This is a genomic window from Streptomyces sp. CC224B, assembly GCF_030010595.1.
In the GTDB taxonomy this organism is placed as follows: Bacteria; Actinomycetota; Actinomycetes; order Streptomycetales; family Streptomycetaceae; genus Streptomyces; species Streptomyces longispororuber.
The window spans coordinates 21,148-45,175 of the sequence record NZ_JASCXL010000051.1 but is presented as its reverse complement, the minus strand read 5'-3'; the positions used below and the strand labels follow the sequence as shown (position 1 = coordinate 45,175).

General features: G+C 71.7%; 22 protein-coding genes, 1 pseudogene and 1 riboswitch. Of the genes and pseudogenes, 16 read left to right on the top strand and 7 right to left on the bottom strand.

The annotated features are described in order from the left end of the window. Positions 1–81 precede the first annotated feature (81 nt). Entirely contained in the window at positions 82–300 is a 219-nt protein-coding gene (locus QK440_RS21035) for a hypothetical protein (protein WP_282794710.1), read from the bottom strand. A gap of 179 nt (positions 301–479) precedes the next feature. Between QK440_RS21035 and QK440_RS21030 the strand changes: the two genes are divergently transcribed. After that, positions 480–1,454 (top strand): carbohydrate kinase family protein, encoded by a 975-nt coding sequence (locus QK440_RS21030; protein ID WP_282794709.1) that lies wholly within the window; start codon positions 480–482, stop codon positions 1,452–1,454. A 131-nt stretch (positions 1,455–1,585) separates the two neighbouring features. Here QK440_RS21030 and QK440_RS21025 read toward each other — a convergent pair whose 3' ends face one another. Next, positions 1,586–2,974 carry a cysteine desulfurase/sulfurtransferase TusA family protein gene (locus tag QK440_RS21025; RefSeq protein WP_282794708.1) on the bottom strand — a complete coding sequence of 463 codons (1,389 nt, stop codon included), beginning with the start codon at positions 2,972–2,974 and terminating at the stop codon, positions 1,586–1,588. A gap of 332 nt (positions 2,975–3,306) precedes the next feature. On the opposite strand from QK440_RS21025, the gene coxB reads away from it, so the two are divergent. From coxB to QK440_RS21005, 4 genes are all read left to right on the top strand, one after another. Next, positions 3,307–4,269 (top strand): cytochrome c oxidase subunit II, encoded by a 963-nt coding sequence (gene coxB, locus QK440_RS21020; protein ID WP_190135599.1) that lies wholly within the window; start codon positions 3,307–3,309, stop codon positions 4,267–4,269. Beyond that, the gene (gene ctaD, locus QK440_RS21015; protein ID WP_282794707.1) at positions 4,266–6,005 is read left to right on the top strand and encodes a cytochrome c oxidase subunit I; all 1,740 of its coding nucleotides are present in this window, start codon (positions 4,266–4,268) and stop codon (positions 6,003–6,005) included. The genes coxB and ctaD overlap by 4 nt, the downstream gene beginning before the upstream one ends. Further along, the gene (locus QK440_RS21010) at positions 6,002–6,400 is read left to right on the top strand and encodes a cytochrome c oxidase subunit 4 (RefSeq protein ID WP_190135597.1); all 399 of its coding nucleotides are present in this window, start codon (positions 6,002–6,004) and stop codon (positions 6,398–6,400) included. The genes ctaD and QK440_RS21010 overlap by 4 nt, the downstream gene beginning before the upstream one ends. 194 nt (positions 6,401–6,594) lie before the next feature. Continuing rightward, entirely contained in the window at positions 6,595–7,848 is a 1,254-nt protein-coding gene (locus tag QK440_RS21005; RefSeq protein ID WP_282794706.1) for an Ig-like domain-containing protein, read from the top strand. A gap of 54 nt (positions 7,849–7,902) precedes the next feature. Here the strand turns inward: QK440_RS21005 and QK440_RS21000 are convergent, their stop codons facing one another. Next, positions 7,903–8,304, bottom strand: a complete 402-nt coding sequence (locus tag QK440_RS21000) for a hypothetical protein (RefSeq protein WP_282794705.1) — start codon at positions 8,302–8,304, stop codon at positions 7,903–7,905. 164 nt (positions 8,305–8,468) lie between these two features. On the opposite strand from QK440_RS21000, the gene QK440_RS20995 reads away from it, so the two are divergent. From QK440_RS20995 to QK440_RS20970, 6 genes are all read left to right on the top strand, one after another. Next, a complete protein-coding gene (locus QK440_RS20995) occupies positions 8,469–9,089 on the top strand; it encodes a heme-copper oxidase subunit III (protein ID WP_190135594.1) in 621 nt (206 codons plus the stop codon). A gap of 101 nt (positions 9,090–9,190) precedes the next feature. Then, positions 9,191–10,000, top strand: a complete 810-nt coding sequence (locus QK440_RS20990; protein ID WP_282794704.1) for a cytochrome c — start codon at positions 9,191–9,193, stop codon at positions 9,998–10,000. Next, on the top strand, positions 9,997–11,064 hold the full coding sequence (locus QK440_RS20985) for a Rieske 2Fe-2S domain-containing protein (RefSeq protein WP_282794703.1): 1,068 nt from the start codon (positions 9,997–9,999) through the stop codon (positions 11,062–11,064). Before QK440_RS20990 ends, QK440_RS20985 begins: the two co-directional genes overlap by 4 nt. Then, a complete protein-coding gene (locus QK440_RS20980; RefSeq protein WP_282794702.1) occupies positions 11,061–12,707 on the top strand; it encodes a cytochrome bc complex cytochrome b subunit in 1,647 nt (548 codons plus the stop codon). Before QK440_RS20985 ends, QK440_RS20980 begins: the two co-directional genes overlap by 4 nt. A gap of 159 nt (positions 12,708–12,866) precedes the next feature. Next, complete coding sequence (gene trpD / locus QK440_RS20975; RefSeq protein WP_282794701.1) at positions 12,867–13,931, top strand: anthranilate phosphoribosyltransferase; 1,065 nt, start codon at positions 12,867–12,869, stop codon at positions 13,929–13,931. 110 nt (positions 13,932–14,041) lie between these two features. Beyond that, positions 14,042–14,159, top strand: a riboswitch (SAM riboswitch). Between the two features lie 175 nt (positions 14,160–14,334). Beyond that, positions 14,335–15,765: an aminotransferase class V-fold PLP-dependent enzyme gene (locus QK440_RS20970; protein WP_282794700.1), complete on the top strand. Its 1,431-nt coding sequence runs from the start codon at positions 14,335–14,337 to the stop codon at positions 15,763–15,765. Here QK440_RS20970 and QK440_RS20965 read toward each other — a convergent pair. The 3 genes and pseudogenes from QK440_RS20965 to QK440_RS20955 form a co-directional block, all read right to left on the bottom strand. Then, positions 15,696–15,866 (bottom strand): annotated as a pseudogene (locus QK440_RS20965) (glycerate kinase); the annotation flags it as partial. The gene QK440_RS20970 and the pseudogene QK440_RS20965 overlap by 70 nt on opposite strands. 217 nt (positions 15,867–16,083) lie before the next feature. Further along, complete coding sequence (locus QK440_RS20960) at positions 16,084–16,365, bottom strand: Lrp/AsnC ligand binding domain-containing protein (protein ID WP_161699606.1); 282 nt, start codon at positions 16,363–16,365, stop codon at positions 16,084–16,086. Continuing rightward, positions 16,362–17,093 (bottom strand): rhomboid family intramembrane serine protease, encoded by a 732-nt coding sequence (locus QK440_RS20955; RefSeq protein ID WP_282794699.1) that lies wholly within the window; start codon positions 17,091–17,093, stop codon positions 16,362–16,364. Before QK440_RS20955 ends, QK440_RS20960 begins: the two co-directional genes overlap by 4 nt. A gap of 164 nt (positions 17,094–17,257) precedes the next feature. Here QK440_RS20955 and QK440_RS20950 point away from each other — a divergent pair, with 164 nt between their 5' ends. From QK440_RS20950 to QK440_RS20930, 5 genes are all read left to right on the top strand, one after another. Continuing rightward, the gene (locus QK440_RS20950; protein WP_016639563.1) at positions 17,258–17,497 is read left to right on the top strand and encodes a hypothetical protein; all 240 of its coding nucleotides are present in this window, start codon (positions 17,258–17,260) and stop codon (positions 17,495–17,497) included. A 35-nt stretch (positions 17,498–17,532) separates the two neighbouring features. Then, a complete protein-coding gene (locus QK440_RS20945; protein ID WP_282794698.1) occupies positions 17,533–18,882 on the top strand; it encodes an NYN domain-containing protein in 1,350 nt (449 codons plus the stop codon). 254 nt (positions 18,883–19,136) lie between these two features. After that, positions 19,137–20,225: an NlpC/P60 family protein gene (locus QK440_RS20940; RefSeq protein WP_282794697.1), complete on the top strand. Its 1,089-nt coding sequence runs from the start codon at positions 19,137–19,139 to the stop codon at positions 20,223–20,225. 251 nt (positions 20,226–20,476) lie between these two features. Next, a complete protein-coding gene (locus QK440_RS20935; protein ID WP_282794696.1) occupies positions 20,477–21,538 on the top strand; it encodes a C40 family peptidase in 1,062 nt (353 codons plus the stop codon). A 67-nt stretch (positions 21,539–21,605) separates the two neighbouring features. Continuing rightward, the gene (locus QK440_RS20930; RefSeq protein ID WP_282794695.1) at positions 21,606–22,802 is read left to right on the top strand and encodes a hypothetical protein; all 1,197 of its coding nucleotides are present in this window, start codon (positions 21,606–21,608) and stop codon (positions 22,800–22,802) included. Here the strand turns inward: QK440_RS20930 and QK440_RS20925 are convergent. Continuing rightward, on the bottom strand, positions 22,759–24,018 hold the full coding sequence (locus tag QK440_RS20925) for a glycosyltransferase 87 family protein (protein WP_282794694.1): 1,260 nt from the start codon (positions 24,016–24,018) through the stop codon (positions 22,759–22,761). The genes QK440_RS20930 and QK440_RS20925 overlap by 44 nt on opposite strands. Positions 24,019–24,028 lie beyond the last annotated feature (10 nt).

Sequence of the window (24,028 nt, the reverse complement as noted above, 5' to 3'; positions counted from 1 at the left end):
CCGTCGTACATGACGTCCCCCCGGTGGGGGACGGCGATGGGACGCGGCGGCGGAGCACCCGGTTCCCTCGGGCTCCGGGGCTCAGTCCCCGTACTCGGACATGCCGTCGAGGAGCCGGGCGGACGCCGCCGGGACCGTGACCCCGTGGATGCGCGAGGGCGGCATCGGGGCCGCCGCGGGCCCGGCGGGCACCGCCCAGTGCGGAACCATGCGCGTGCAAGCACCACGCAAGGTCTCCCAGGTGTCGGCTGCCTGCTCGACGGCGGGCGCCGCGGCGCTGTCCTGCGGAAAGAGGGTCATAGCGGAACCGTAAGCACCGCCACGCCCAAGGAGAAAGGGCTACTATCGGGTATTTTTGGCCAGTTCTTCGAACGCCGCCTCACCGGATAGCGTTAACCGTCAACCGACCACGCGACGTCCGCCACCGCCCCGCAAGGAGCGCGGGGCGCCGCCGCTACACGCCGCAGGAGCTCCCAGCCGTGCGTATCGCAGTCACCGGCTCCATCGCCACCGACCACCTCATGACGTTCCCCGGCCGCTTCGCCGACCAGCTCGTCGCCGACCAACTGCACACGGTCTCCCTTTCCTTCCTCGTCGACGCCCTCGACGTCCGCCGCGGCGGGGTCGGCGCCAACATCTGCTTCGGCATGGGGCAGCTCGGCACCCGCCCGATCCTGGTCGGTGCCGCGGGCCCCGATTTCGACGAGTACCGCGCCTGGCTCGACCGGCACGGCGTGGACACCGCGTCGGTCCGCATCTCCGAGACGCTGCACACCGCGCGCTTCGTCTGCACCACGGACGCCGACCACAACCAGATCGGCTCCTTCTACACCGGCGCCATGAGCGAGGCCCGCCTCATCGAGCTCAAGACCGTCGCCGACCGCGTGGGCGGCCTCGACCTCGTCCTGATCGGCGCCGACGACCCCGAGGCGATGCTGCGCCACACCGAGGAGTGCCGCAGCCGGAGCATCCCCTTCGCCGCGGACTTCTCGCAGCAGATCGCCCGCATGAACGGCGACGAGATCCGCACCCTGCTCGACGGCGCGACGTACCTGTTCTCCAACGAGTACGAGAAGGGCCTGATCGAGTCCAAGACCGGCTGGAGCGACGCCGAGATCCTGGGCAAGGTCGGCCACCGGGTGACGACGCTCGGCGCGAAGGGCGTCCGCATCGAGGCGGCCGGGCAGGACCCGATCGAGGTCGGCGTCCCGCAGGAGGAGGCCAAGGTCGAGCCGACCGGCGTGGGCGACGCCTTCCGCGCGGGCTTCCTCTCCGGGCTGGCCTGGGGCGTCTCGCACGAGCGCGCGGCACAGGTCGGCTGCATGCTCGCCACGCTGGTCATCGAGACGACCGGCACCCAGGAGTACGAGCTGCGGCGCAGCTCCTTCATGGAGCGGTTCGCCAAGGCGTACGGCGACGAGGCCGCCACCGAGGTCCGGGCGCACCTGGCCTGACGCGACCGTCCGCCCCGGCCGGGGCGGACGGAACCCGCCGGGGCGGGGGAGCGCGCCGCCCCCGTCCGCGGGCGGGGCGCGGGGCGCGGGGCCCCGCGTGCCTCCGCGTACCTCCGCGTACGGGCGCGGGCTCAGGCGCGGCGGCGCACGACGTAGGCCGCGCCCCGCTCGCGCTCCTCCGCGCCGACGTACTCCTGCCCCCGCGTCCAGCACCAGGCGGGGATGTCCACGGCCGCCACCTCGTCGTCCGACAGGACCGTCACGGTCCCGCCGACCCGCACCCGGTCGATGGCCTTGGCGAGCTCGATGACCGGCTGCGGGCAGCGCTCGCCCAGGGCGTCGATGGTCACCGCGCCGGCCGTCCCGCCCGCACCGCCCGCGGCGCCCGGCGCCGGCGCGCCCAGCTTCTCCCGTACGGAGGACACCGCGCCGGGCAGCACCTGGAGGAACCGCTCCACCTCCGCCGCGTCGGTGCCGAGCGGCAGTGACACCCGGACGTTGCCCTCGCTGACCACGCCCATCGCCTTGAGCACATGGCTCGGCGTGAGCGTGCTGCTGGTGCACGAGGAGCCGGAGGACACGGAGAACCCGGCCCGGTCCAGCTCGTGCAGCAACGTCTCCCCGTCGACATAGAGACAGGAGAAGGTCACCATGTGCGGCAGCCGCCGCGCCGGGTCGCCCACCACCTCCACGTCCGGCACCAGCGCGGGCACCCGCGCCCGGATGCGCTCCGTCAGCTCCCGCAGCCGGGCCTCCTCCTGCGCCGCCTCCGCGCGCACGGCCCGCAGCGCCGCCGCGGCCGCCACGACCGCCGGGATGTTCTCGAACCCGGCCGACCGGCCCGACTCCCGCTCGTCCACCGGGCCTTGGGGCGCGAACCGCACCCCCTTGCGCACCACCAGAAGCCCGACACCGGCCGGTCCGCCCCATTTGTGGGCGCTCGCCGTGAGCAGGGCCCAGTCGCCGTCCACCGGCCCCCACGCCAGCGACTGCGCCGCGTCCACGAGCAGCGGCACCCCGGCCTCCCGGCACGCCGCCGCCACCTCGGCCACCGGCTGCCGGGTGCCGACCTCGTGGTTGGCGGACTGCAGGCAGGCCAGCGCGGTGTCGTCGCGCAGCGCGGCCGCGTACGCCGCGGCGTCCACCGCCCCGGCCCGGTCCACGCCCACCTCGGTCACCGCCCCGCCGGCCCGCTCGTGCGCCGCGGCCGAATGGAGTACCGCGGAGTGCTCCACCGCGGACACCACCAGGTGCCGCCCCACCCGCCGCCGCCCGGCGAGCGCCCCGCCGATCCCGTCGTACAGGGCCCGGGTGCCGGAGGTGGTGAACACCAGCTCGTCCGGCCGGCACCCCACCGCCTCGGCGGCGGCCTCCCGTGCCGCGTCGAGCAGCATCCGCGCCCGCCGCCCCTCCCGGTACAGCCGCGAGGGATCGGCCCACCCCTCTTCCAGGGAGGCCTGCAGCGCCTGCCGGGCAACGGGATGAAGCGGAGCGGAGGAAGCAGCATCGAAGTAGGACACCCCGTAACGCTAAGACCTCCCTCAGGGGCAGCGCCCCAAAGGGGCGCGGGGAACTGCGCGAGCAATAGGGACGCGCCCGCACCCGCCAGGGAAAGCCGCAGCCCCGAACTGACAGGCGCCCAAGCACCCGTCAGATCGCCGCCCCCGGCGGCGATCGCCCCCCTTCGGAGTGACCCGCGGCGCGTTAGGCACCCTCCCCGCGCGACCCCAAATAGCGTCCAGTAGGGTTTGGTCCGCATAAACATCCAAACCCCTGCCCGACGCAGGGCGGCGACCGACCAGCGAGAAGGCCGCAGCCAACCGCGCGGGCGAGACTCTCGGGAAGGCGCTACGTGAGTCCCAACGGCTCCGACCGCTCGCCGCGGCGCCCGATGCGGCGGAAGCTGCTGCAGGCACTGACTGCGGGCCTGGTCCTGGTAACCGCCACCGGTTGCACATACAAGGACTTTCCCCGCCTGGGTATGCCGACCCCGGTCACGGAGGAGGCTCCGCGGATCCTCTCCCTCTGGCAGGGCTCGTGGGCGGCTGCGCTCGCCACGGGCGTGCTGGTCTGGGGCCTGATCCTGTGGAGCGTCATCTTCCACCGGCGCAGCCGCACCAAGGTGGAGGTACCGGCACAGACCCGTTACAACATGCCCATCGAGGCGCTGTACACGGTCGTCCCCCTGATCATCGTCTCGGTGCTGTTCTACTTCACCGCCCGTGACGAGTCGAAGCTCCTCGCGCTCGACGACAAGCCGAAGCACACCATCAACGTGGTCGGCTACCAGTGGAGCTGGGGCTTCAACTACATCGAGGACGTGCCGGGCTCCGACAAGGGCGACGCCAAGACGTCCAAGGACCTCGACGCCATTCCGGACCGCTTCCGGAAGGACTTCCCGGACAACGCGGGCGGCGTCTACGAGGTCGGCACGCCGGGCGAGCGGAACCCGCAGAACGGCAACCCCGGCCCCACCCTCTGGCTCCCCAAGGGCGAGAAGGTCCGCTTCGTCCTGACTTCGCGCGACGTCATCCACTCCTTCTGGGTGGTGCCGTTCCTGATGAAGCAGGACGTCATTCCGGGCCACACCAACGCGTTCGAGGTGACTCCCAACAAGGAGGGCACCTTCATGGGCAAGTGCGCCGAGCTGTGCGGCGTCGACCACTCCCGGATGCTCTTCAACGTCAAGGTCGTCTCTCCCGAGCGCTACCAGAAGCACCTCGAAGACCTCGCGAAGAAGAACCAGACCGGTTACATCCCGGCCGGCATCGAGCAGACGGACCGCGAGAAGAACCGGGAGACGAACCAACTGTGAGCATCCTCAACGAACCTCAGGGTGCCGCGGCAGCGGAAGACTCGTACGAGAGCGAACTGCCGGTCAGGCGCAAGCAGCCCGGAAACGTCGTCGTCAAGTGGCTGACCACCACGGACCACAAGACGATCGGCACGCTGTATCTGGTCACGTCGTTCGCGTTCTTCTGCATCGGCGGCGTCATGGCGCTCTTCATGCGCGCCGAGCTCGCCCGTCCCGGCACGCAGATCATGTCGAACGAGCAGTTCAACCAGGCGTTCACGATGCACGGCACGATCATGCTGCTGATGTTCGCGACGCCGCTGTTCGCGGGCTTCGCGAACTGGATCATGCCGCTCCAGATCGGCGCCCCGGACGTCGCCTTCCCGCGGCTGAACATGTTCGCCTACTGGCTGTACCTGTTCGGCTCGCTCATCGCGGTCGGCGGCTTCCTCACCCCGAACGGCGCCGCGGACTTCGGCTGGTTCGCGTACTCGCCGCTCTCCGACGCCGTCCGGTCGCCGGGCATCGGCGCCGACATGTGGATCATGGGTCTGGCCTTCTCCGGCTTCGGCACCATTCTCGGCTCGGTCAACTTCATCACCACGATCATCTGCATGCGCGCCCCCGGCATGACGATGTTCCGCATGCCGATCTTCACCTGGAACGTGCTGCTGACCGGTGTGCTGGTCCTGCTCGCCTTCCCGGTCCTGGCCGCCGCGCTGTTCGCCCTGGAGGCGGACCGCAAGTTTGGTGCCCACATCTTCGACGCGGCCAACGGCGGCGCCTTGCTCTGGCAACACCTCTTCTGGTTCTTCGGCCATCCAGAGGTGTACATCATCGCCCTGCCGTTCTTCGGAATCATTTCCGAAGTCATCCCGGTCTTCTCCCGTAAGCCGATGTTCGGCTACATGGGCCTGGTGGGCGCGACCATCGCCATCGCCGGTCTTTCCGTGACGGTGTGGGCGCACCACATGTACGTCACCGGCGGCGTGCTGTTGCCGTTCTTCTCCTTCATGACGTTCCTCATCGCGGTACCGACCGGTGTGAAGTTCTTCAACTGGATCGGCACGATGTGGAAGGGCTCGCTGAGTTTCGAAACCCCGATGCTCTGGGCGGTCGGCTTCCTGATCACCTTCACCTTCGGTGGTCTGACCGGTGTCATCCTGGCCTCGCCGCCGATGGACTTCCACGTCTCCGACTCGTACTTCGTGGTCGCGCACTTCCACTACGTCATCTTCGGCACCGTGGTGTTCGCGATGTTCTCCGGCTTCCACTTCTGGTGGCCGAAGTTCACCGGCAAGATGCTGGACGAGCGGCTCGGCAAGATCACCTTCTGGACGCTGTTCGTGGGCTTCCACGGCACGTTCCTGGTCCAGCACTGGCTGGGCGCCGAGGGCATGCCGCGCCGGTACGCGGACTACCTGGACGCCGACGGCTTCACCGCCCTGAACACGATCTCGACGATCGCCTCGTTCCTGCTCGGTCTGTCGATCCTGCCGTTCTTCTACAACGTGTGGAAGACCGCCAAGTACGGCAAGAAGATCGAGGTCGACGACCCGTGGGGCTACGGCCGCTCCCTGGAGTGGGCCACCTCCTGCCCGCCGCCGCGGCACAACTTCATCACCCTGCCGCGGATCCGCTCCGAATCCCCGGCGTTCGACCTGCACCACCCTGAGATCGCCGCGCTCGACCAGCTCGAGAACGCCGGTGAGGGCGAGATGGCCGCCGTCGCCGGCGGCAAGGAGGCCGGCAAGTGAAGATCCAGGGCAAGATGTTCATCTGGCTGAGCGTCTTCGTACTGATCATGGCCATCGTGTATGGCTGGTGGTCGAAGGAGCCCGCCGGAACCACCGCGCTCTTCCTGGCCTTCGGCCTGTGCATCATGATCGGCTACTACCTGGCCTTCACGGCCCGGCGGGTCGACGCCTCCGCACAGGACAACAAGGAGGCCGACGTCGCGGACGAGGCCGGCGAGGTGGGCTTCTTCAGCCCGCACAGCTGGCAGCCGCTGTCCCTGGCCGTCGGTGGCGCGCTCGCCTTCATGGGCGTCGTCTTCGGCTGGTGGCTGCTGTACTTCTCGGCCCCGATCATCCTGATCGGCCTGTGGGGCTGGGTCTTCGAGTACTACCGCGGCGAGAACCAGAACCAGTAGGGCATCGAGTCGCACCCCCAGGGGCCCGGACACTCCGTCAGGAGCGTCCGGGCCCCTGGCCGTTGCCGGGGTCCGCGGGCCTTCGGCCGCCGCTCGGAGGGCCCCGGGGGGCCGCTCCGGTTCGGCCTTACGGGTGAACCCTCGGACGGGTCACCCGCCGCGCACGGCGTGTCGAACCTTCATACCGTGTGTTCATGAGCCACTCTCCGCGAATCCGCACGGTGCTGAGCTGCACCCTCCTGGTGGTCGCCCTCGGCGCGGGCACGACGGCCTGCGGGGACGGCGGCGACGACCCGCTCTCGGCGGCGCCGTACGACGCGGCGTCCCAGGTGGCCTTCAACGGTCCCGGGAACAGCGACCGGAAGGCCGACCCGGACAAGCCCCTGGAGGTCACCGCGCGGGGCCGCGACGGGCGTATCACGGACGTCACGGCCACCGACGCCACGGGCCGCTACGTGGCGGGCGAGCTCTCCGCCGACGGCACCCGCTGGCGCAGCACGGCGCCGCTGGCGGCCGGGGCCCGCTACACGGTCCGGGTGAGCACGGAGGACGGTAAGGGCTCGCCCGGCCGCAAGGTCCTGACGTTCGACACCGCGGCGCCCAGCCCGAAGGAGCTGCTGAAGGTCACCCTGGGCCCGGCCGCGGGCAAGTACGGCGTCGGCCAGCCCGTCACCGCCAAGCTCGGCGCGCCGGTCAAGGACAAGAAGGCCAGGGCCGTCGTCGAGCGGGCGCTCAAGGTCCGCTCGGAGCCCGCGACGCAGGGCGCCTGGCACTGGGTGGACGACACGACGCTGCACTACCGCCCGAAGGAGTACTGGCCCGCCAACGCCACCGTCCACGTGCACAGCACGCTGGAGGGCGTCAAGGTCTCCGACGGGCTGCGGGGCGCCGCGGTCGCCCCGCTCCGGTTCACCACGGGCGACAAGATCGTGGCCGTCACGGACGCCGCCGCGCACTGGATGAAGGTCTACCGCAACGACAAGGAGATCCACTCCATGCCGGTCACCACCGGCAGGCCCGGCTACGCCACCAGGAACGGCATCAAGGTGGTCCTGGGCAAGGAGCACGTCGTCCGCATGACCAGCCGCAGCATCGGCGCCGCGGACTTCTACGACAAGATGGTGTACTACGCCACGCGCGTCACCGACAGCGGGGAGTACGTGCACGCCGCCCCCTGGTCGGCCGGCTCCCACGGCGTCGCCAACACCAGCCACGGCTGCACCGGCATGAGCACCGGCAACGCCGCCTGGTTCTTCCAGACCGTCCGCCCGGGCGACCTCGTCCAGGTCGTCAACAGCGCCGGCGCCGGCATGGACCACTTCGGCAACGGCTACGGCGACTGGAACGTGCCCTGGGCGGCCTGGCGCAAGGGCAGCGCCCTCCTCGCGGACCCGAGCGCGGGCCGCGACGCCTCCGACCCGGCCCGCCTGCGCCCCCGGCCCGCGTAACCGGGGCCGCCGCGTAACCGGGGGGCCCGCGCCGCCGGGGGACCGGCAGGGCCCTCAGGCGCTCAGGGCGGCCTTCCCGCGCAGCAGGGAGGCCAGGGCGGAGGCGAACTCCACCGGCTCCAGCGGCAGCGTCACGGCCGTCTCGGCCCGGCTCCAGGTGGCCAGCCAGGCGTCCTGCGGCCGTCCGATGAGCAGCAGCACGGGCGGGGCCTGGAAGACCTCGTCCTTGATCTGCCGGCAGACGCCCATGCCGCCCGCGGGCGCGGCCTCCCCGTCGAGCACGCAGACGTCGATGCCGCCCCGCCGCAGCTCCTCCAGGACCGCGGGGAGCGTGGCGCACTCGACGAACTCGACTGCGGGAACATCGGCGGCGGGCCTGCGCCCGGCCGCCAACCGGACCTGTTCGCGGGTGTTGGCGTCATCGCTGTAGATCAACACCGTGGCGGTCGGCTGCATGGTTCCTCCGCATCGTCGAGGGATCTCGCGCGGATGCTACTCCTCCCGACACCTCGTCAACACTGGTTCGGGCAGTGCCGCGATGGGCCATACGGGCAGGACACACGCACCAGACACTCCGAACGGCACCCCCCGGGGTGAGGGCGGGATAAGCGACCGACATAATGTCGGTCGTGGCGACAGCAACGACAGTAGACACCGGGCACGCGCACCCGCCGGTCAATCGACCGAACCTCACCAGCGTCGGAACCATCATCTGGTTGAGTTCCGAGCTGATGTTCTTCGCGGCCCTCTTCGCGATGTACTTCACCCTGCGATCGGTGACGGGTCCCGACCACTGGAAGGAAATGGCGGACAGCCTGAACTTCCCGTTCTCGGCGACCAACACCACGATCCTGGTGCTTTCCTCCCTCACCTGCCAGCTCGGCGTGTTCGCGGCCGAGCGCGGTGACGTGAAGAAGCTCCGGATGTGGTTCATCGTCACCTTCATCATGGGTGCGATCTTCATCGGCGGCCAGGTCTTCGAGTACACCGAGCTGGTCAAGCACGAGGGCCTTTCGCTCTCGTCCGACCCGTACGGCTCGGTCTTCTACCTGACCACCGGCTTCCACGGACTGCATGTGACGGGTGGCCTCATCGCCTTCCTGCTGGTCCTCGGCCGTACCTACGCGGCCAGAAGGTTCACCCACGAGCAGGCGACCGCCGCCATCGTCGTGTCCTACTACTGGCACTTCGTCGATGTCGTCTGGATCGGCCTCTTCGCCACGATCTACATGATCAAGTAAGTCGGCGCCGGGGCGCGGCGGCTCCGGGCCGCCGGGCGCACCCGACGTATCGACACAGTCCAGAAGCATCGACGCAGAAGATCCTGACACCGGGGTAATCCGTGAAAAAGCTCTCCGCACGACGACGCCATCCGCTGGCGGCGGTCGTCGTCCTACTCCTCGCGCTGGCGGCCACCGGGGGGCTGTACGCCGCGTTCGCGCCGGCGGACAAGGCGCAGGCCGACGAAACCGCTCAGTCCCTCGCCATCGACGAGGGCAAGAAGCTCTATGCCGTGGGCTGCTCAAGCTGCCACGGAACCGGCGGTCAGGGCACGTCCGACGGCCCGAGCCTGGTGGGTGTGGGCGCCGCCGCTGTCGACTTCCAGGTCGGCACCGGCCGGATGCCGCTGCAGCAGCAGGGTGCCCAGGCGCCGAAGAAGAAGGTCATCTACACCCAGGCCGAGATCGACCAGCTCGCGGCCTACGTGGCCTCGCTCGGCGCGGGTCCCTCCGTGCCGACCGACAAGCAGGTCGACCCGAAGGGCGCCGACATCGCCAAGGGCGGCGAGCTGTTCCGCACCAACTGTGCCCAGTGCCACAACTTCACCGGTGAGGGTGGCGCGCTGACCCACGGCAAGTACGCGCCGAGCCTGGAAGGCGTCAGCAAGAAGCACATCTACGAGGCCATGCAGACCGGCCCGCAGAACATGCCGTCCTTCCCCGACACGACGATGCCGGAGAAGAACAAGAAGGACATCATCGCGTACCTCGACGCGGTCAACAGCGAGAAGACCGAGAGCCCCGGTGGTCTCAAGCTGGGCGGTCTCGGACCGGTCAGCGAGGGCCTGTTCGCCTGGATCTTCGGCCTCGGCGCGCTGATCGCGGTCGCCGTGTGGGTCGCCGCCCGGACCGCAAAGGCCAAGAAGTCATGAGTAGCCAAGAAACCCCAGAAGAGAACCTGCCCAGCGAGCAGGAGTCCGCGCACGGCGCGGTGGCCGTGGACAGGACCGGCGAGCACGCCGACCCGTTCGCGGACCCGGGCCTGCCGCCGCACGAGCACCGCGTCCAGGACATCGACGAGAAGGCCGCCCGGCGCTCCGAGCGCACGGTCGCCCTGCTGTTCACGGTGTCGATGCTGTCGACGATCGGCTTCATCGCGTCCTTCGTGGCGTTCCCGGTCGACAAGAGCGTCTACCTGTGGCCCATCGGTCACGTCAGCGCGCTGAACTTCGCGCTCGGCATGACCCTCGGTCTCGCGCTGTTCTGCATCGGCGCGGGCGCGGTCCACTGGGCCCGCACCCTGATGTCCGACGTCGAGGTCGCCGACGACCGGCACCCGATCGAGGCCGAGCCCGAGGTCAAGGCCAAGGTCCTCGCGGACTTCGCGCAGGGCGCGAAGGAGTCCCAGCTCGGCCGGCGCAAGCTGATCCGCAACACCATGTTCGGCGCGCTGTCCCTGGTCCCGCTCTCCGGCGTCGTCCTGCTGCGTGACCTCGGTCCGCTGCCGGAGGACAAGCTGCGGCACACCCTGTGGGCCAAGGGCAAGCTGCTCGTGAACATGAACACGAACGAGCCGCTGCGTCCCTCGGACGTCGCCGTCGGTTCGCTCACCTTCGCCAAGCCCGAGGGCCTGGAGGAGCACGACCACGACTTCCAGACCCAGATCGCCAAGGCCGCCCTGATGATCGTCCGGCTCCAGCCCGACGACATCAAGGACAAGCGCGAGCTGGCGTGGTCGCACGAAGGCATCGTCGCGTACTCCAAGATCTGCACCCACGTGGGCTGCCCGATCTCCCTGTACGAGCAGCAGACGCACCACGTCCTCTGCCCGTGCCACCAGTCCACCTTCGACCTCTCCGACGGTGCCCGAGTGATCTTCGGCCCGGCCGGTCACGCCCTGCCGCAGCTGCGCATCGGCGTGAACGACGAGGGCTACCTCGAGGCGCTCGGCGACTTCGAAGAGCCCGTCGGTCCTGCCTTCTGGGAGCGCGGATGAGCACCGAAACGACGTCAGCCACCACGGCTGCCGACCACCGCAAGAAAGCGCCCGCCGGTGAGCGGGTCGCCGACTGGGCCGACGGCCGCCTCGGGATCTACTCCCTGGCCAAGGCCAACATGCGCAAGATCTTCCCGGACCACTGGTCCTTCATGCTGGGTGAGATCTGCCTCTACAGCTTCATCATCATCATCCTCACGGGTGTGTACCTGACGCTGTTCTTCCACCCGTCGATGAACGAGGTGGAGTACCACGGCAGCTACGTCCCGCTGCAGGGACAGCTCATGTCCGAGGCATTCAACTCGACCATGCACATCTCCTTCGATGTGCGCGGTGGCTTGCTGATCCGGCAGATCCACCACTGGGCGGCGCTGATCTTCCTCGCCGGCATGTTCGTGCACATGATGCGCGTGTTCTTCACCGGCGCGTTCCGCAAGCCGCGTGAGGTCAACTGGCTGTTCGGCTTCCTGCTGTTTGTCCTCGGCATGTTCACCGGCTTCACCGGTTACTCGCTCCCCGACGACCTGCTCTCCGGCACCGGTGTCCGCTTCATGCAGGGCGCGATCCTGTCCGTGCCGATCGTCGGTACGTACCTGTCGATGTTCCTGTTCGGCGGCGAGTTCCCCGGCGGCGACTTCGTGGCCCGGTTCTACTCGGTCCACATCCTGCTGCTGCCGGGCATCATGCTCGGCCTCGTGGTGGCGCACCTGATCCTGGTCTTCTACCACAAGCACACGCAGTTCGCGGGCCCCGGCAAGACCAACAAGAACGTCGTCGGCATGCCGCTGCTCCCGGTCTACATGGCCAAGGCCGGAGGCTTCTTCTTCCTGGTCTTCGGTGTCATCGCGGCCATCGCGGCGATCGCCTCGATCAACCCGATCTGGGCGCTCGGCCCGTACCGCCCGGACCAGGTGTCCACCGGCGCCCAGCCCGACTGGTACATGGGCTTCGCCGAGGGTCTGATCCGTGTCATGCCGGGCTGGGAGATCAACCTCTGGGGCCACACGCTCGTCCTGGGCGTGTTCATCCCGCTGGTGATCTTCCCGCTGGTCCTCGCGGCCATCGCCGTCTACCCGTTCATCGAGTCCTGGGTCACCGGCGACAAGCGCGAGCACCACATCCTGGACCGCCCGCGCAACGCCCCGACCCGCACCGCCTTCGGTGTCGCCTGGGTGACCGCGTACATGATCATGCTGGTGGGTGGTGGAAACGACCTGTGGGCCACGCACTTCCACCTGTCGATCAACGCCATCACCTGGTTCGTCCGGATCTTCTTCTTCGTCGGACCGGTCATCGCGTTCATCGTCACCAAGCGGATCTGCCTGGGCCTCCAGCGCCGCGACCGCGACAAGGTGCTGCACGGCCGCGAGTCGGGCATCATCAAGCGCCTGCCGCACGGTGAGTTCGTCGAGGTGCACGAGCCGCTCGACCAGGAGCAGCTCCACACCCTCACGGCGCACGAGCAGTACAAGCCGCTCGAGATCGGCCCGTCGGTCGACGAGAACGGCGTCCAGCGCAAGGTGAAGGGTTCGCAGAAGCTGCGGGCGAAGCTGTCCAGGAACATGTACGGCGAGGACAGCCAGATCCCGAAGCCCACCGCCGAGGAGTACAAGGAGATCACGAGCGGCCACGGCCACCACTGATCGCCGGATCCACCGGCACCGAGACCCGTAGAGGTCGCCACAGCGAGAGCCCCGTCCACGGACCGGACGGGGCTCTTCGCCGTCCCCGGGCTGGATAGGGTGGGACCGCGCCCCCACCGGTGGGGCCCTTCTCCCGTACGGACGAACTCAGGAGCGGCTATGAGCGCTGTGACCCCCGCTGGAGGCGACACCGCGGCGGGCCGTTCCTGGCCCGACGTGCTGAACGGCCTGCTGGACGGCCGAGACCAGAGCGCCGACGACACGGCCTGGGCGATGGACCGCATCATGCGCGGCGAGGCGACCGACGCGCAGATCGCGGGCTTCGCCGTCGCGCTGCGCGCCAAGGGCGAGACGGTCGCGGAGATCTCCGGCCTGGTCCGGGCGATGTACGAGCACGCCCACGTCATCGACGTACCGGGGCCGAGCGTCGACATCGTCGGCACCGGCGGCGACGGCGCCAAGACCGTCAACATCTCGACCATGTCCGCGATCGTCGTCGCCGGGACCGGCGCCAGGGTCGTCAAGCACGGCAACCGCGCGGCGTCCAGCGCGTCCGGCGCCTCCGACGTCCTGGAGAAGCTCGGCGTCAACCTGGAGCTGACCCCGGAGCGGGTGCGGGAGGTCGCGGACGAGGCCGGCATCACCTTCTGCTTCGCCGTCAAGTTCCACCCGGCGCTGCGCCACGTGGCGCCCGCGCGGCGCGAGCTGGGCATCCGGACGACCTTCAACTTCCTCGGCCCGCTGACCAACCCGGCCAGGGTGCGCGCCCAGGCCACCGGCGTCGCGGACGCGCGGATGGCGCCGATCCTCGCCGGCGTCCTCGCCGAGCGCGGCTCCTCGGCGCTCGTCTTCCGCGGCGACGACGGCCTGGACGAGCTCACCACGACCGCCACCTCCCGGGTGTGGGTGGTGCGGGACGGGCAGGTCCGCGAGGAGGCCTTCGACCCGCGCGACGTCGGCATCGGCCTGGTGCCCGTCGAGGCGCTGCGGGGCGCCGACGCCTCCTACAACGCGGAGGTCGCGCGGCGGCTCCTGGACGGCGAGACCGGCCCCGTGCGGGACGCGGTGCTGCTCAACTCGGCGGCGGCCCTGGTCGCCCTGGAGCCGGGCGAGGGCCCCCTGACGGAGCGGATCCGCACCGGGATGGCGCGGGCGGCGGAGTCGATCGACTCGGGCGCGGCGCGGAGCGCGCTGGCGCGCTGGGTGGCGGCCAGCAACCGCTGACCGCGAGCCGGGCCCGTGACCGCGGGCCCGGCCGGGTGTGGCGCACACCGCAGTCCGCATCCTGGACCGCGGTGTTGCGCCGCGAAGATCGTGTGGCAAGATGCTGCGCAGGTCATGAGTGACAGCGACTACGGCCCCGGCCCGCTGTCCGGCAACCCTCCGTCCGTGGCGGGGTGCCCCGGGTGAAGACCAGGCGGTGGACAGCAAGGTCCACCGCAAGCGCGGACCCCTCGCAACCCTGGGGTCCTGGTCCTCAAGGGAGCAGTCTCGTGAGCAAGCGAATGCGCTAGGGCCTCGTCGCCCCTCTTCCGCGCACCCTTTTCCCCTTTCGTCACTGCGCCGCGCCGCCGGTCGTCGCCGCCGCCCGCGCAGTGAACTCGCCTGCCTCGTACGGGAGTTCGCCATGTCCGCACGCCCTGCCGCCGCCACCGCCGCCACCACGACCGCCGTCGCCGCCGAGACCGCCGACCCCTGCTGCGCCGCCCCGCTACCGGTGCTCGGCCGGGACGTCACCGTCCCCCTCGTCACCGGCGGCGAGGTGACGTACGCCGCGCTCGACTACGCGGCCAGCGCGCCCGCGCTCCAGCGGGTCTGGGACGACGTGGCCGCGTACGCGCCGTACTACGGCAGCGTGCACCGCGGCGCCGGGTACCTCTCGCAGCTCTCGACCGACCTGTTCGAGAACTCCCGCGCCGCCGTGGCCGCGTTCCTCGGCTGCCGCGAGGACGACCAGGTGATCTTCACGCGGTCCACCACGGACTCGCTGAACCTGCTGGCCGCGGCCCTCCCCGCCGACTGCCAGGTCTTCGTCTTCGAGACCGAGCACCACGCCTCGCTGCTGCCGTGGCGCGACGCGCGCGTCACCTACCTGGACGCGCCCCGCACGCCCGACGAGGCCGTGCGGAACCTGGAGCGGGCCCTCGCCGCCCGCGACCCCCACGGGCCCGCCCTGGTCTGCGTGACCGGCGCCTCGAACGTCACCGGTGAGCTGTGGCCGGTGCGCGAACTCACCGCCGCCGCGCACGCGCACGGCGCCCGCGTCGTCCTCGACGCCGCACAGCTCGCGCCCCACCACCCCGTGGAGATCGCGGAGTCGGACGTCGACTGGGTCGCCTTCTCCGGGCACAAGCTGTACGCGCCCTTCGGCTCCGGGGTGCTCGCCGGGCGGGCCGACTGGCTGCGCGCCGCCGAGCCCTACCTGGCCGGCGGGGGCGCCTCGCGGGCGGTGGCGCGCCGCGCCGACGGGGGAGTGGACGTGGAGTGGCACGACACCGCCGCGCGGCACGAGGCCGGCTCGCCGAACGTCATCGGCGCCTACGCCGTCGCCTCCGCCTGCAAGGCCCTGACCGATGCGGGTTTCGAGACGCTGGTCGCGCGCGAGCGGTACCTGATCGGCAAGGTGCGCGCGGGCCTCGCGGAGGTGCCCGAGGTGCGGGTGCTCTCGCTGTTCGGGGACGACGCGCCCCGCGTGGGGGTGCTCTCGTTCGTGGTGGACGGCTGGAACAGCTCGCACTTCGCCGCCGCGCTCTCCGCCGAGTACGGCATCGGCGTCCGCGACGGCCTGTTCTGCGCCCACCCGCTGGTGCGCACGCTCCTCGGTGGCGCGCCCGACGAGCCCGGTGAGTGCGGTGCCCCGGAGGCCGCGCCCGGCGAGCGGTCGCTGAACGCGATCCGGGTGAGCTTCGGCGCGGGCACCCCCGACGAGCACGTCGAGCGGTTCGTCCGCGCGGTCAGGGAGCTGGTCCGCGACGGCGCGCGGTGGAGCTACCGCACCGTGGACGGACGCTGCGTACCCGACACCGGCGCCGCCACCGCCGAGGCCACCGCCGCCTGACCCGGCAGGCGTGCGCCGAGCACGATCACCCGCAGGGCCCGCTCGGTGGCGTCGATGGGGAACTCGGCCCCCCGGCCGAGCGCCTCGGTGAGCGTCACCGGGGTGCTTCGCGCGTCGTCCTCAAACGCCGGACGGGCTGGATTCTTCCGCCGAGCGCGGCTGAGATCCGCAGCTGTGGCCGCGGGAGAAATGTCCAGCCCGTCCGGCGCTTGAGGACGAGCGCGCCGGCGCGATGACAGAGGTCCGGGGGGGCGGAGCCCCGTGGTTTCGGGAAGGGGCGGGATGTGGACGCCCCGCGCGGAGTCTGCCGGGCAGGGCCTAGGAGTCGAGGCCGATCGCGAACGCCGCCTCCAGGTCGTGCTGGGAGTACGTGCGGAACGCGACGTGCGTGTCCGTGCCCTCCACGCCCGGGATCTTGCTGATCCGGCCCGGGATGACGTCGGCCAGGTCGTCGTGGCGGGCCACGCGGACCATGGCGATCAGGTCGTAGGTGCCGGTCACGGAGAAGACCTCGCTGACGCTGTCGAGGGCGGCGATCGACTCGGCGATCTCCGGAATCCGGTCCACGCTGGTCTTGATGAGCACGATCGCGGTGATCACGGCTGGCTGTCTCCCTCGGTGGCCGGGTCCTGGCCCTTCACTCTAGCCGTCCGGCCGTACCGCCCCCAGGAGTAGACAAACCCGAGCGAAAACCCCACCAGGTGGGCCAGATAGGCGACACCGGGGCCCTGCTGCCGCTGGCCCGCCGCGATCCACTGGAGCGCCACCCAGAACGGCAGCACCACCCAGGCCGGGAACCGCAGCGGCAGGAAGAACAGGAACGGGAAGAGGCTGGTGACGCGCGCTCTCGGGAAGAGATAGAGAAAGGCGCCGAGCACGGCCGAGATCGCCCCGGAGGCGCCGACCAGCGTCTGCGCGGACCCGGCGTGCGCGACGGCGTAGGCGAAGAGGGCGAGACAGCCGCAGCCCACCGCGAAGAGCCCGTACTGGAGGTGGCCCATGCGTTCCTCGACCATCACCCCGAAGACGTACAGGAAGAGCATGTTGCCCAGGAGGTGGAGCCAGCTCCCGTGCACGAAGAGCGCCGTCAGAGGTGTGAGGGCGGAACGCGGCTTGCCGCTGAGGAGTTCGACGGGTACCACCCCCCAGCGTTCGAAGTAGGCCTGCTGGGCGGCGATGAGCCGGTCGCCGGTGCCGTACGCCGGGTTGAAGCCGGACAGCGGGGACAGCAGGAAGACCGCGCAGCAGGCGGCGATCAGCGCGTACGTCACCGGGGCGGCCGGGTGCCGGAGCGCGCGGCCCGCCGCCGCGCCCCACGTGATGAGCATGCACAGAGCATGACGTAAGGGGCGGGTCCGGACGGACCGCCTCGCCCGGGCGGTCCCCCGCGCGATGCGGCCGCCTCGCATCCGTGCGCACGGCGGTCCTTACACAGGCCTTAGGGTTACGGGAACCACGCACCACGGTCCCCCGACGGAAAGCGAACGTCACGATGACGGTTCCCCTGCCGACCGACACCACACGGTGGCGCTGCACGCTCTGCGGCAACCTCACGCGGTTCGACGTGACCCGCTCGTCGAAGGTCGTCGAATACGTGCACCTCGACCTGGCCGGAGCGCCGAAGGTCGAGGAACGCGAGGTGGTCAGTGAGACCATCGAGTCGGTCCGCTGCCGCTGGTGCAACGCGGTGGACCAGGTGGAACTCGTGGACAGGCCCGGGGCCGGCTCCTGACGGGAGCGGGCCCCGCACAGCTAGTGGGGTGACCGATGGTGGAGAGCGCGGGCGGAACGCCGGAGGACGGCGCCGCCGAGGTGCTCGACCGTCCGCTGCCCGACGGCGTGCGGCGGGCGGTCGTGCAGATCGTGTCGGACGGCTTCGGCGGCCTGACGGTGACCGAACTGCCGCCGCAGCTGCGCCAGTACGCGCGCTTCACGCCCACCCGGCGCGTGAAGTTCGCGGGCAACGCCATGGCCGCCGCCCTGGAGAGCGACCCCGTCTTCCGGCAGCGCATCGGCGAGCGCCTGCGCGAGGCCCAGCCCGAGCTGACCGCCGCCCTCGACGCGGGCACCCCGCCGCCCGCCGCCGACCCGCTGGACGTCGCGGCCGCCGCCTACGTGCTGCGCCCCACCGGCTGGGTCAAGCTCGTGACCGCGGCCGGCGAGGAGGCCCAGCGGGCGGACGCCGAGCGCGCCGGCGAGGAGGCCCGGGCCGAGCTGGAGCGGCTGCGCGCGGAGCTGGCCGCCGCCCGCGCCCACACCAAGGCCGAGACCGAGCGGCTGCGCGCGGAGCTGGACGCGGCGAGGAAGGAAGCCGAATCGATGCACCGCAAGCTGCGCGGTGCGCTCAGCGACGTCAAGCGCGGCGAGGCGGCCCTGCGCAAGGCCGCCGCCGACGCCGAGGCCGCCCGCGCCGAGGGGCAGGCCCAGCTCTCCGCCGCCGAGAGCGAGACCCGGCGCCTGAAGGCCAGGCTCGGCGAGGCCGAGGCGGCCCTGGAGGCGGCGCGCCGGGCCGCGCGCGAGGGCCGCAGCGTCGAGGACATGCGGGTGCGCCTGCTGCTCGACACGGTGCTCGACGCCGCCCAGGGGCTGCGCCGCGAGCTGGCGCTGCCGCCCGTGTCGGTGCGCCCCGCCGAGACCGTGGACGCCGTCGAGCCCGGCCGGATGACGCCCAAGGACATCGCGGCCCGCGCGCTGTCCGAGAACGACCCGGCCATCCTGGACCAGCTCCTCGCCCTGCCGCAGGCGCACCTGGTCGTCGACGGCTACAACGTGACCAAGACCGGCTATCCCACGATGCCGCTGGAGAAGCAGCGGCTGCGCCTGCTCGGCTCGCTCTCGCAGCTCGCGCTGCAGACCGGGGCCGAGGTCACCTGCGTCTTCGACGGCGCCGAGCTCGCCGCGCCGGTGCTGCTCGCGCCGCCGCGCGGCGTCCGCGTGCTCTTCTCCAAGCCGGGCGTCACCGCGGACGAGCTGATCCGCCAGCTCGTGCGCGCCGAGCCGCCGGGGCGGCCGGTGATCGTCGCCTCCACCGACCGCGAGGTGGCCGACGGGATCGCCAAGGCCGGAGCCCGGCCGGTGGCGTCCGCGGTGCTCCTGAAGCGGCTTACGCGCGGCTAGCGCGCCTTGGGTGCGGCCGTCACGTCTTGAACGCTGTTGACGGATAACGGCAACTACCGTGCTCAATGCCCGAATTGGGCCACCACTGTTATGCGACGGAACGTCAATTGAGCATTACTGTCCGTCCATCAACCGTAAAGAAAACGCTCGGCGACCGACTTTTTCGCGGTGAGGATTTGATCTGATCACAATGAGGTCACTAGGGTCGCGCCCAGACCTCCCTCTGCTGATCACTCATCGAAGGAGCCGCCTTCGTGGCTTCCCACCGTCGACCCAAGCAGCCCAACCGCGCCCGCGTGACCGTGCTCACCGCGACCGCCGCCGCTGCCGTGGCCCTCACCTCGCAGGCCGCCAACGCCGCCCCGAGCGAGAAGCCGAGCAAGGACGAGGTGAAGTCGAAGGTCGACAAGCTCTACGAAGAGGCCGAGAAGGCGACCGAGAAGTTCAACGGCGCCAAGGAGAAGCAGCAGAAGCTGGAGAAGCAGGTCGACCGCCTCCAGGACAAGGTCGCCCGCGGCCAGGACGACCTCAACGACCTGCGCAGCGGCCTCGGTTCACTCGCCAGCGCGCAGTACCGCTCCGGCGGCATCGACCCCTCGGTGCAGCTCTTCCTCTCCTCGGACCCCGACAGCTACCTGGACAAGGCCTCCGCGCTCGACCAGCTCAGCACCAAGCAGGCCGAGGCCCTCAAGAAGATCCAGGCCAAGCAGCGCACCCTCGCGCAGCAGCGCAAGGAGGCCTCCGACAAGCTCGCCGACCTCGCCACCACCCGCGAGGAGCTCGGCAAGAAGAAGCGCGAGGTCCAGGGCAAGCTCGGCGAGGCGCAGCGCCTGCTCAACACCCTCTCCGCCAAGGAGCGCGCCGCGCTCAAGGCCAAGGAGGAGCGCGCAAGCCGCGACGCCGAGCGCAAGGCCGCCGACGCGTCCGACGCGTCCGAGGCCTCCCAGGGCGGGGGCTCCCAGGGCGAGGCCCCCAAGGGCGGCGCCAAGGGCTCGGGCCGCACCATGTCGGCGTACGCCGCGGCGCAGAGCAAGATCGGCTCGCCGTACGTCTACGGCGCCTCCGGCCCCAGCTCCTTCGACTGCTCCGGCCTCACCTCCTGGGCCTACGCCCAGGCCGGCGTCTCCATACCCCGCACCTCGCAGGCGCAGGCCAACGCCGGTACGCGCATCTACTCGCAGAGCGACCTCAAGGTCGGCGACCTGGTCATCTTCTACGGCGACCTGCACCACGTCGGCTTCTACGCGGGCAACGGCCAGGTGCTGCACGCCCCGCGCACCGGCGCCGTGGTCCGCTACGAGTCGATCAACAACATGCCGTACCAGTTCGGCGTCCGTATCTGACGGCCCCGGGACGGCCCGGGACGGTCCGGGACGCCGTCGGCGGCACGCCCGATCGGGCGAATTCCGCCACCTTCCAGTGACCCCGCGCCCCGTCGGTGACCTGCGTCTCCGGCGGGGCGTCACCGTGCGTAGGCGCCGAGGGTCTTTGGCCGGGACGTGACCGCGCGGCTACTGTCGCGCCGTCCCCCGGCACCCGGGGTGCGCCCCCGTGTCCGCGGGGGTCCGTCCAGCGGAAGGGAGAACGGCTACCCGTGGGGTCCCATCGCCGTCCCGCAGCCACCGGCCTCGACCGGAGCGCGCGCACCGCCACCGTCACCGTGCTGTCCGCCGCCACCGCGGCGGCGGCCTTCGCGGTTCCCGCGAGCGCCGCGCCCAAGGACACACCGGCCGCCACCAAGGCCAAGGTGGACCGCCTCTACGAGGAGGCGGAACAGGCGACGGAGGCGTACAACAAGGCCGACGAGCGCGCGGGCACGCTGCGCCGCCAGGTCGAGCGGGCCCAGGACAAGGTGGCCCGCGGCCAGGAGCGCATCAACGAGATGCGCGGCGCGATCGGCTCGCTCGCCGAGGCCCAGTACCGCTCCGGCGGCATCGACCCCTCGCTCGCCCTGATGCTCTCCTCCGACCCGGACGCCTATCTGGACAAGGCCTCCGCGCTGGACCGCATCAGCGCCCGGCAGAGCGGCCACCTCAGCGAGCTCCAGCGGGCCCAGCGCGCGCTCGCCCAGGAGCGCGCCGAGGCCGGGCGCACCCTCGCCGAGCTGGAGAAGAGCCGCAAGACCGTCGCCCGCCACAAGCGCGTGGTCGAGGACAAGCTGGCCAAGGCCCGCCGGCTGCTCAACACCCTCACCGCCGCCCAGCGCGAGGAGTTCGACAGGGCCTCGCGCTCCGGCGGCGGCGGACGCGAGGCACCGCGCCCCGACCACCCCGACGCCGAGGCCGGGGCCGGGGCCGGAGCCCCGGCGTCCTCGCGGGCGGCGGCGGCCATCGCCGCGGCCCGCTCGGCGGTCGGCAAGCCCTACGTGTGGGGCGCCAACGGGCCCTCGGGCTTCGACTGCTCGGGCCTCACCCAGTGGTCGTACGCGCAGGCCGGCGTCGGGCTGCCGCGCACCTCGCAGGCGCAGCGCCACGCCGGGCGGCAGGTGCCGCTCTCCCAGGCGCAGCCCGGCGACCTCGTCACCTACCGCGGGGACGCCAGCCACGTCGGCATGTACGTGGGCAACGGCCAGGTCGTGCACGCCCCCTACCCGGGCGCCACCGTGCGCTACGACCCGGTCAACATGATGCCCGGGGCGACCGTGACGCGGGTCTGAGCCCGCGTGCCGCAGGTGGCCGGCCGCCGCCCGGGGGTGCCGGGCCCGTCCCCGTACGATCGGTGACGTGGCTGGTCGACGGCGTGGGCGCGGTGCGGGGGCGGCGGGACTGTGTCTCGCCGTGCTCGCTCCCGCCGTGCTCGCGGGCTGCGGCGGCTCCGCGCGGGACACCGCGCCCGACGACGTGCGCCGGCTGCTCGACCGCCGGGCGGCCGCGGTGCTCGACCGCGACGAGCGGGCCTACCGGGCCACGGGCGGGCCGGTCACCGCCTACGACAACCTCCGCGAGGTGCCGCTGGCGTCCTGGGCGTACCGCGTGGAGGACTTCGACCGGGACGGGTCCCGCGCCACCGTCACCGCCGAACTGCGCTACCGCGTCGCGGGCCACGACCGCGCGCCGCTCACCGCCGACCGCGCGCTGACGCTCCAGCGGCGCGACGGGCGGTGGTACGTCACCGACGAGCGGCCGGCGCGCAGGGCCGCCCGGCAGCTCTGGGACCAGGGCCGGGTGGACGCCGTGCGCGGCACCCGCAGCCTCGTGCTCGGCGTCGGCCGCGCGCCGCGGGACCTGCGGCGGTACGCGGAGCTGGCCGACGGCGCGGTGCCCGCCGTGCGCGCCGCCTGGCCGCGGCCGTGGGCGGGCCGGGTCCTGGTGCTCGTCCCGAGGTCCCTGGGCGGCATGGCCGACCTGCTCGGGGCGCCCGCCGCCGGCTACCAGGGCATCGCGGCGGTGACCACGGGCGAGACCGGGGGCTCGGGGACGGCGCCCGCCGACCGGATCATCGTCAACCCCGACGCCTACGGAGTCCTCGGCGACCTCGGCAAGCAGGTCGTCCTCACCCACGAGGCCACGCACGTCGCGACCCGCGCCCACACCTCGCGGGCCACCCCGCTGTGGCTCTCCGAGGGCTTCGCGGACTGGGTCGGCTACCGCGGCACGGGCCGCCCGCCCGCGCAGGCCGCGCCGGAGCTGCGGCGCGCCGTCGGGAACGGCTCGCTGCCCGCCGCGCTGCCCGAGGACGACGACTTCGGCTTCGGCGGCGACGCCCGCCGTCTCGCCCGCGCGTACGAGGGGGCGTGGCTGGCCTGCCGGATGATCGCCGACGAGTGGGGCGCGCGGAAGCTCACCGACTTCTACGCGGCCGTCGGCGCCCACGACGAGCGCCCGGGAGCGGTGGCGGACGCGCTGCGGGACGTCCTGGACACGGACCCGGAGGAGTTCACCGCGCGCTGGCGAGACTATCTGCGGCGGGAGCTGGGCTGAGCTCCGCGCCGGGCCGCGGCACCGTCCGCCGCCACAGCGTCCGGCAGGCGAGGACGGCGGCCGCCACCAGCAGGCCGTTGCGGACGGCGAGCAGCGTCACGCCGAGCGCGTCGCTCGCCACGACGTGCGAGAACAACACGGGGAACTCCAGGAACGTCACCGAGGTCGCGGCCAGCACGAGACGGGCGGGCACGGCCATCCGGGACTCCCGGTACGCCAGGCACACCGCCGCGAGGCCGACCAGCCACAGCATGTACTGCGGGCTGATCACCCGGCTCGTCGCCGTGAAGAGCAGCACCGCCGCGAACGCCGCGTCGGCGGGCGTGGTCACCGTCCAGGTACGGGCCCGCAGGCGCCACAGCAGCAGCCAGCCGAAGGCCGCCACCGTCAGCGCCTGCGCCGCCGCGCTCACCACCGGGACGTACGGGCCGAGGAACTCCACCGAGCCGTAGTTCAGCCGAACGGTGCCCGGCCAGCCCAGGTGCCGTGCCACGTGGAAGACGAGCGCGCCCAGCGACTCCACCTCGGTGCCCCGGTCCCGCTGGAAGGCCAGGAACGCGAAGGCCCCCGGCATCGCCGCCGCGAACATCACCGCGACCGCGCCCGCCGTCGCCGCCGCCGCGCCCCACGCCCGCCGGGCCGGGCCGCCGCGCTCCGCGCCCACGAGCAGCAGCGCCGGCCACACCTTCACCAGGGCCCCGAACCCGGCGAGCACCCCCGCCGCGCGGGCCCGGCGGGCGCCCGCGAGCAGGGCCGCGACGGCGAGGGCCGTCACCATCAGGTCGTAGCGGGCGTACGCCGTCGGCCCGAGCAGCGCCACGCCCGCCGTCCACACCCACGCCCCGCGCGGGGTGCGCCCCGGCCGCCCGCCCGCGTACAGCAGCAGGCCCGTCACCGCCGCGTCGGCCACGCACGTCAGCAGGTAGAACGCGGCGGGATAGCCGAGGAACGGCACCGCGCCGGGGGCGAGGACGGCGAGCGCGGCGGCGGGCGGATACTGCCAGGTGACGTCGTCGAGCGGGAAGGTGCCGGTGCGCAGCACCTCGTACCAGCCCTGGTAGATGTACGTGACGTCGCTCGTCACGTCGGGGCCCGGGGTGACGAGCACGCGGAAGACGCACAGCAGGAGCAGGGCCCTGGTCAGCGTCCAGACGGCCAGGATCCGCAGCCCACCCGCGCCCGCCATGCACACCTCGCCCGGTTTCCGGTACTTCATGGGTATGTGG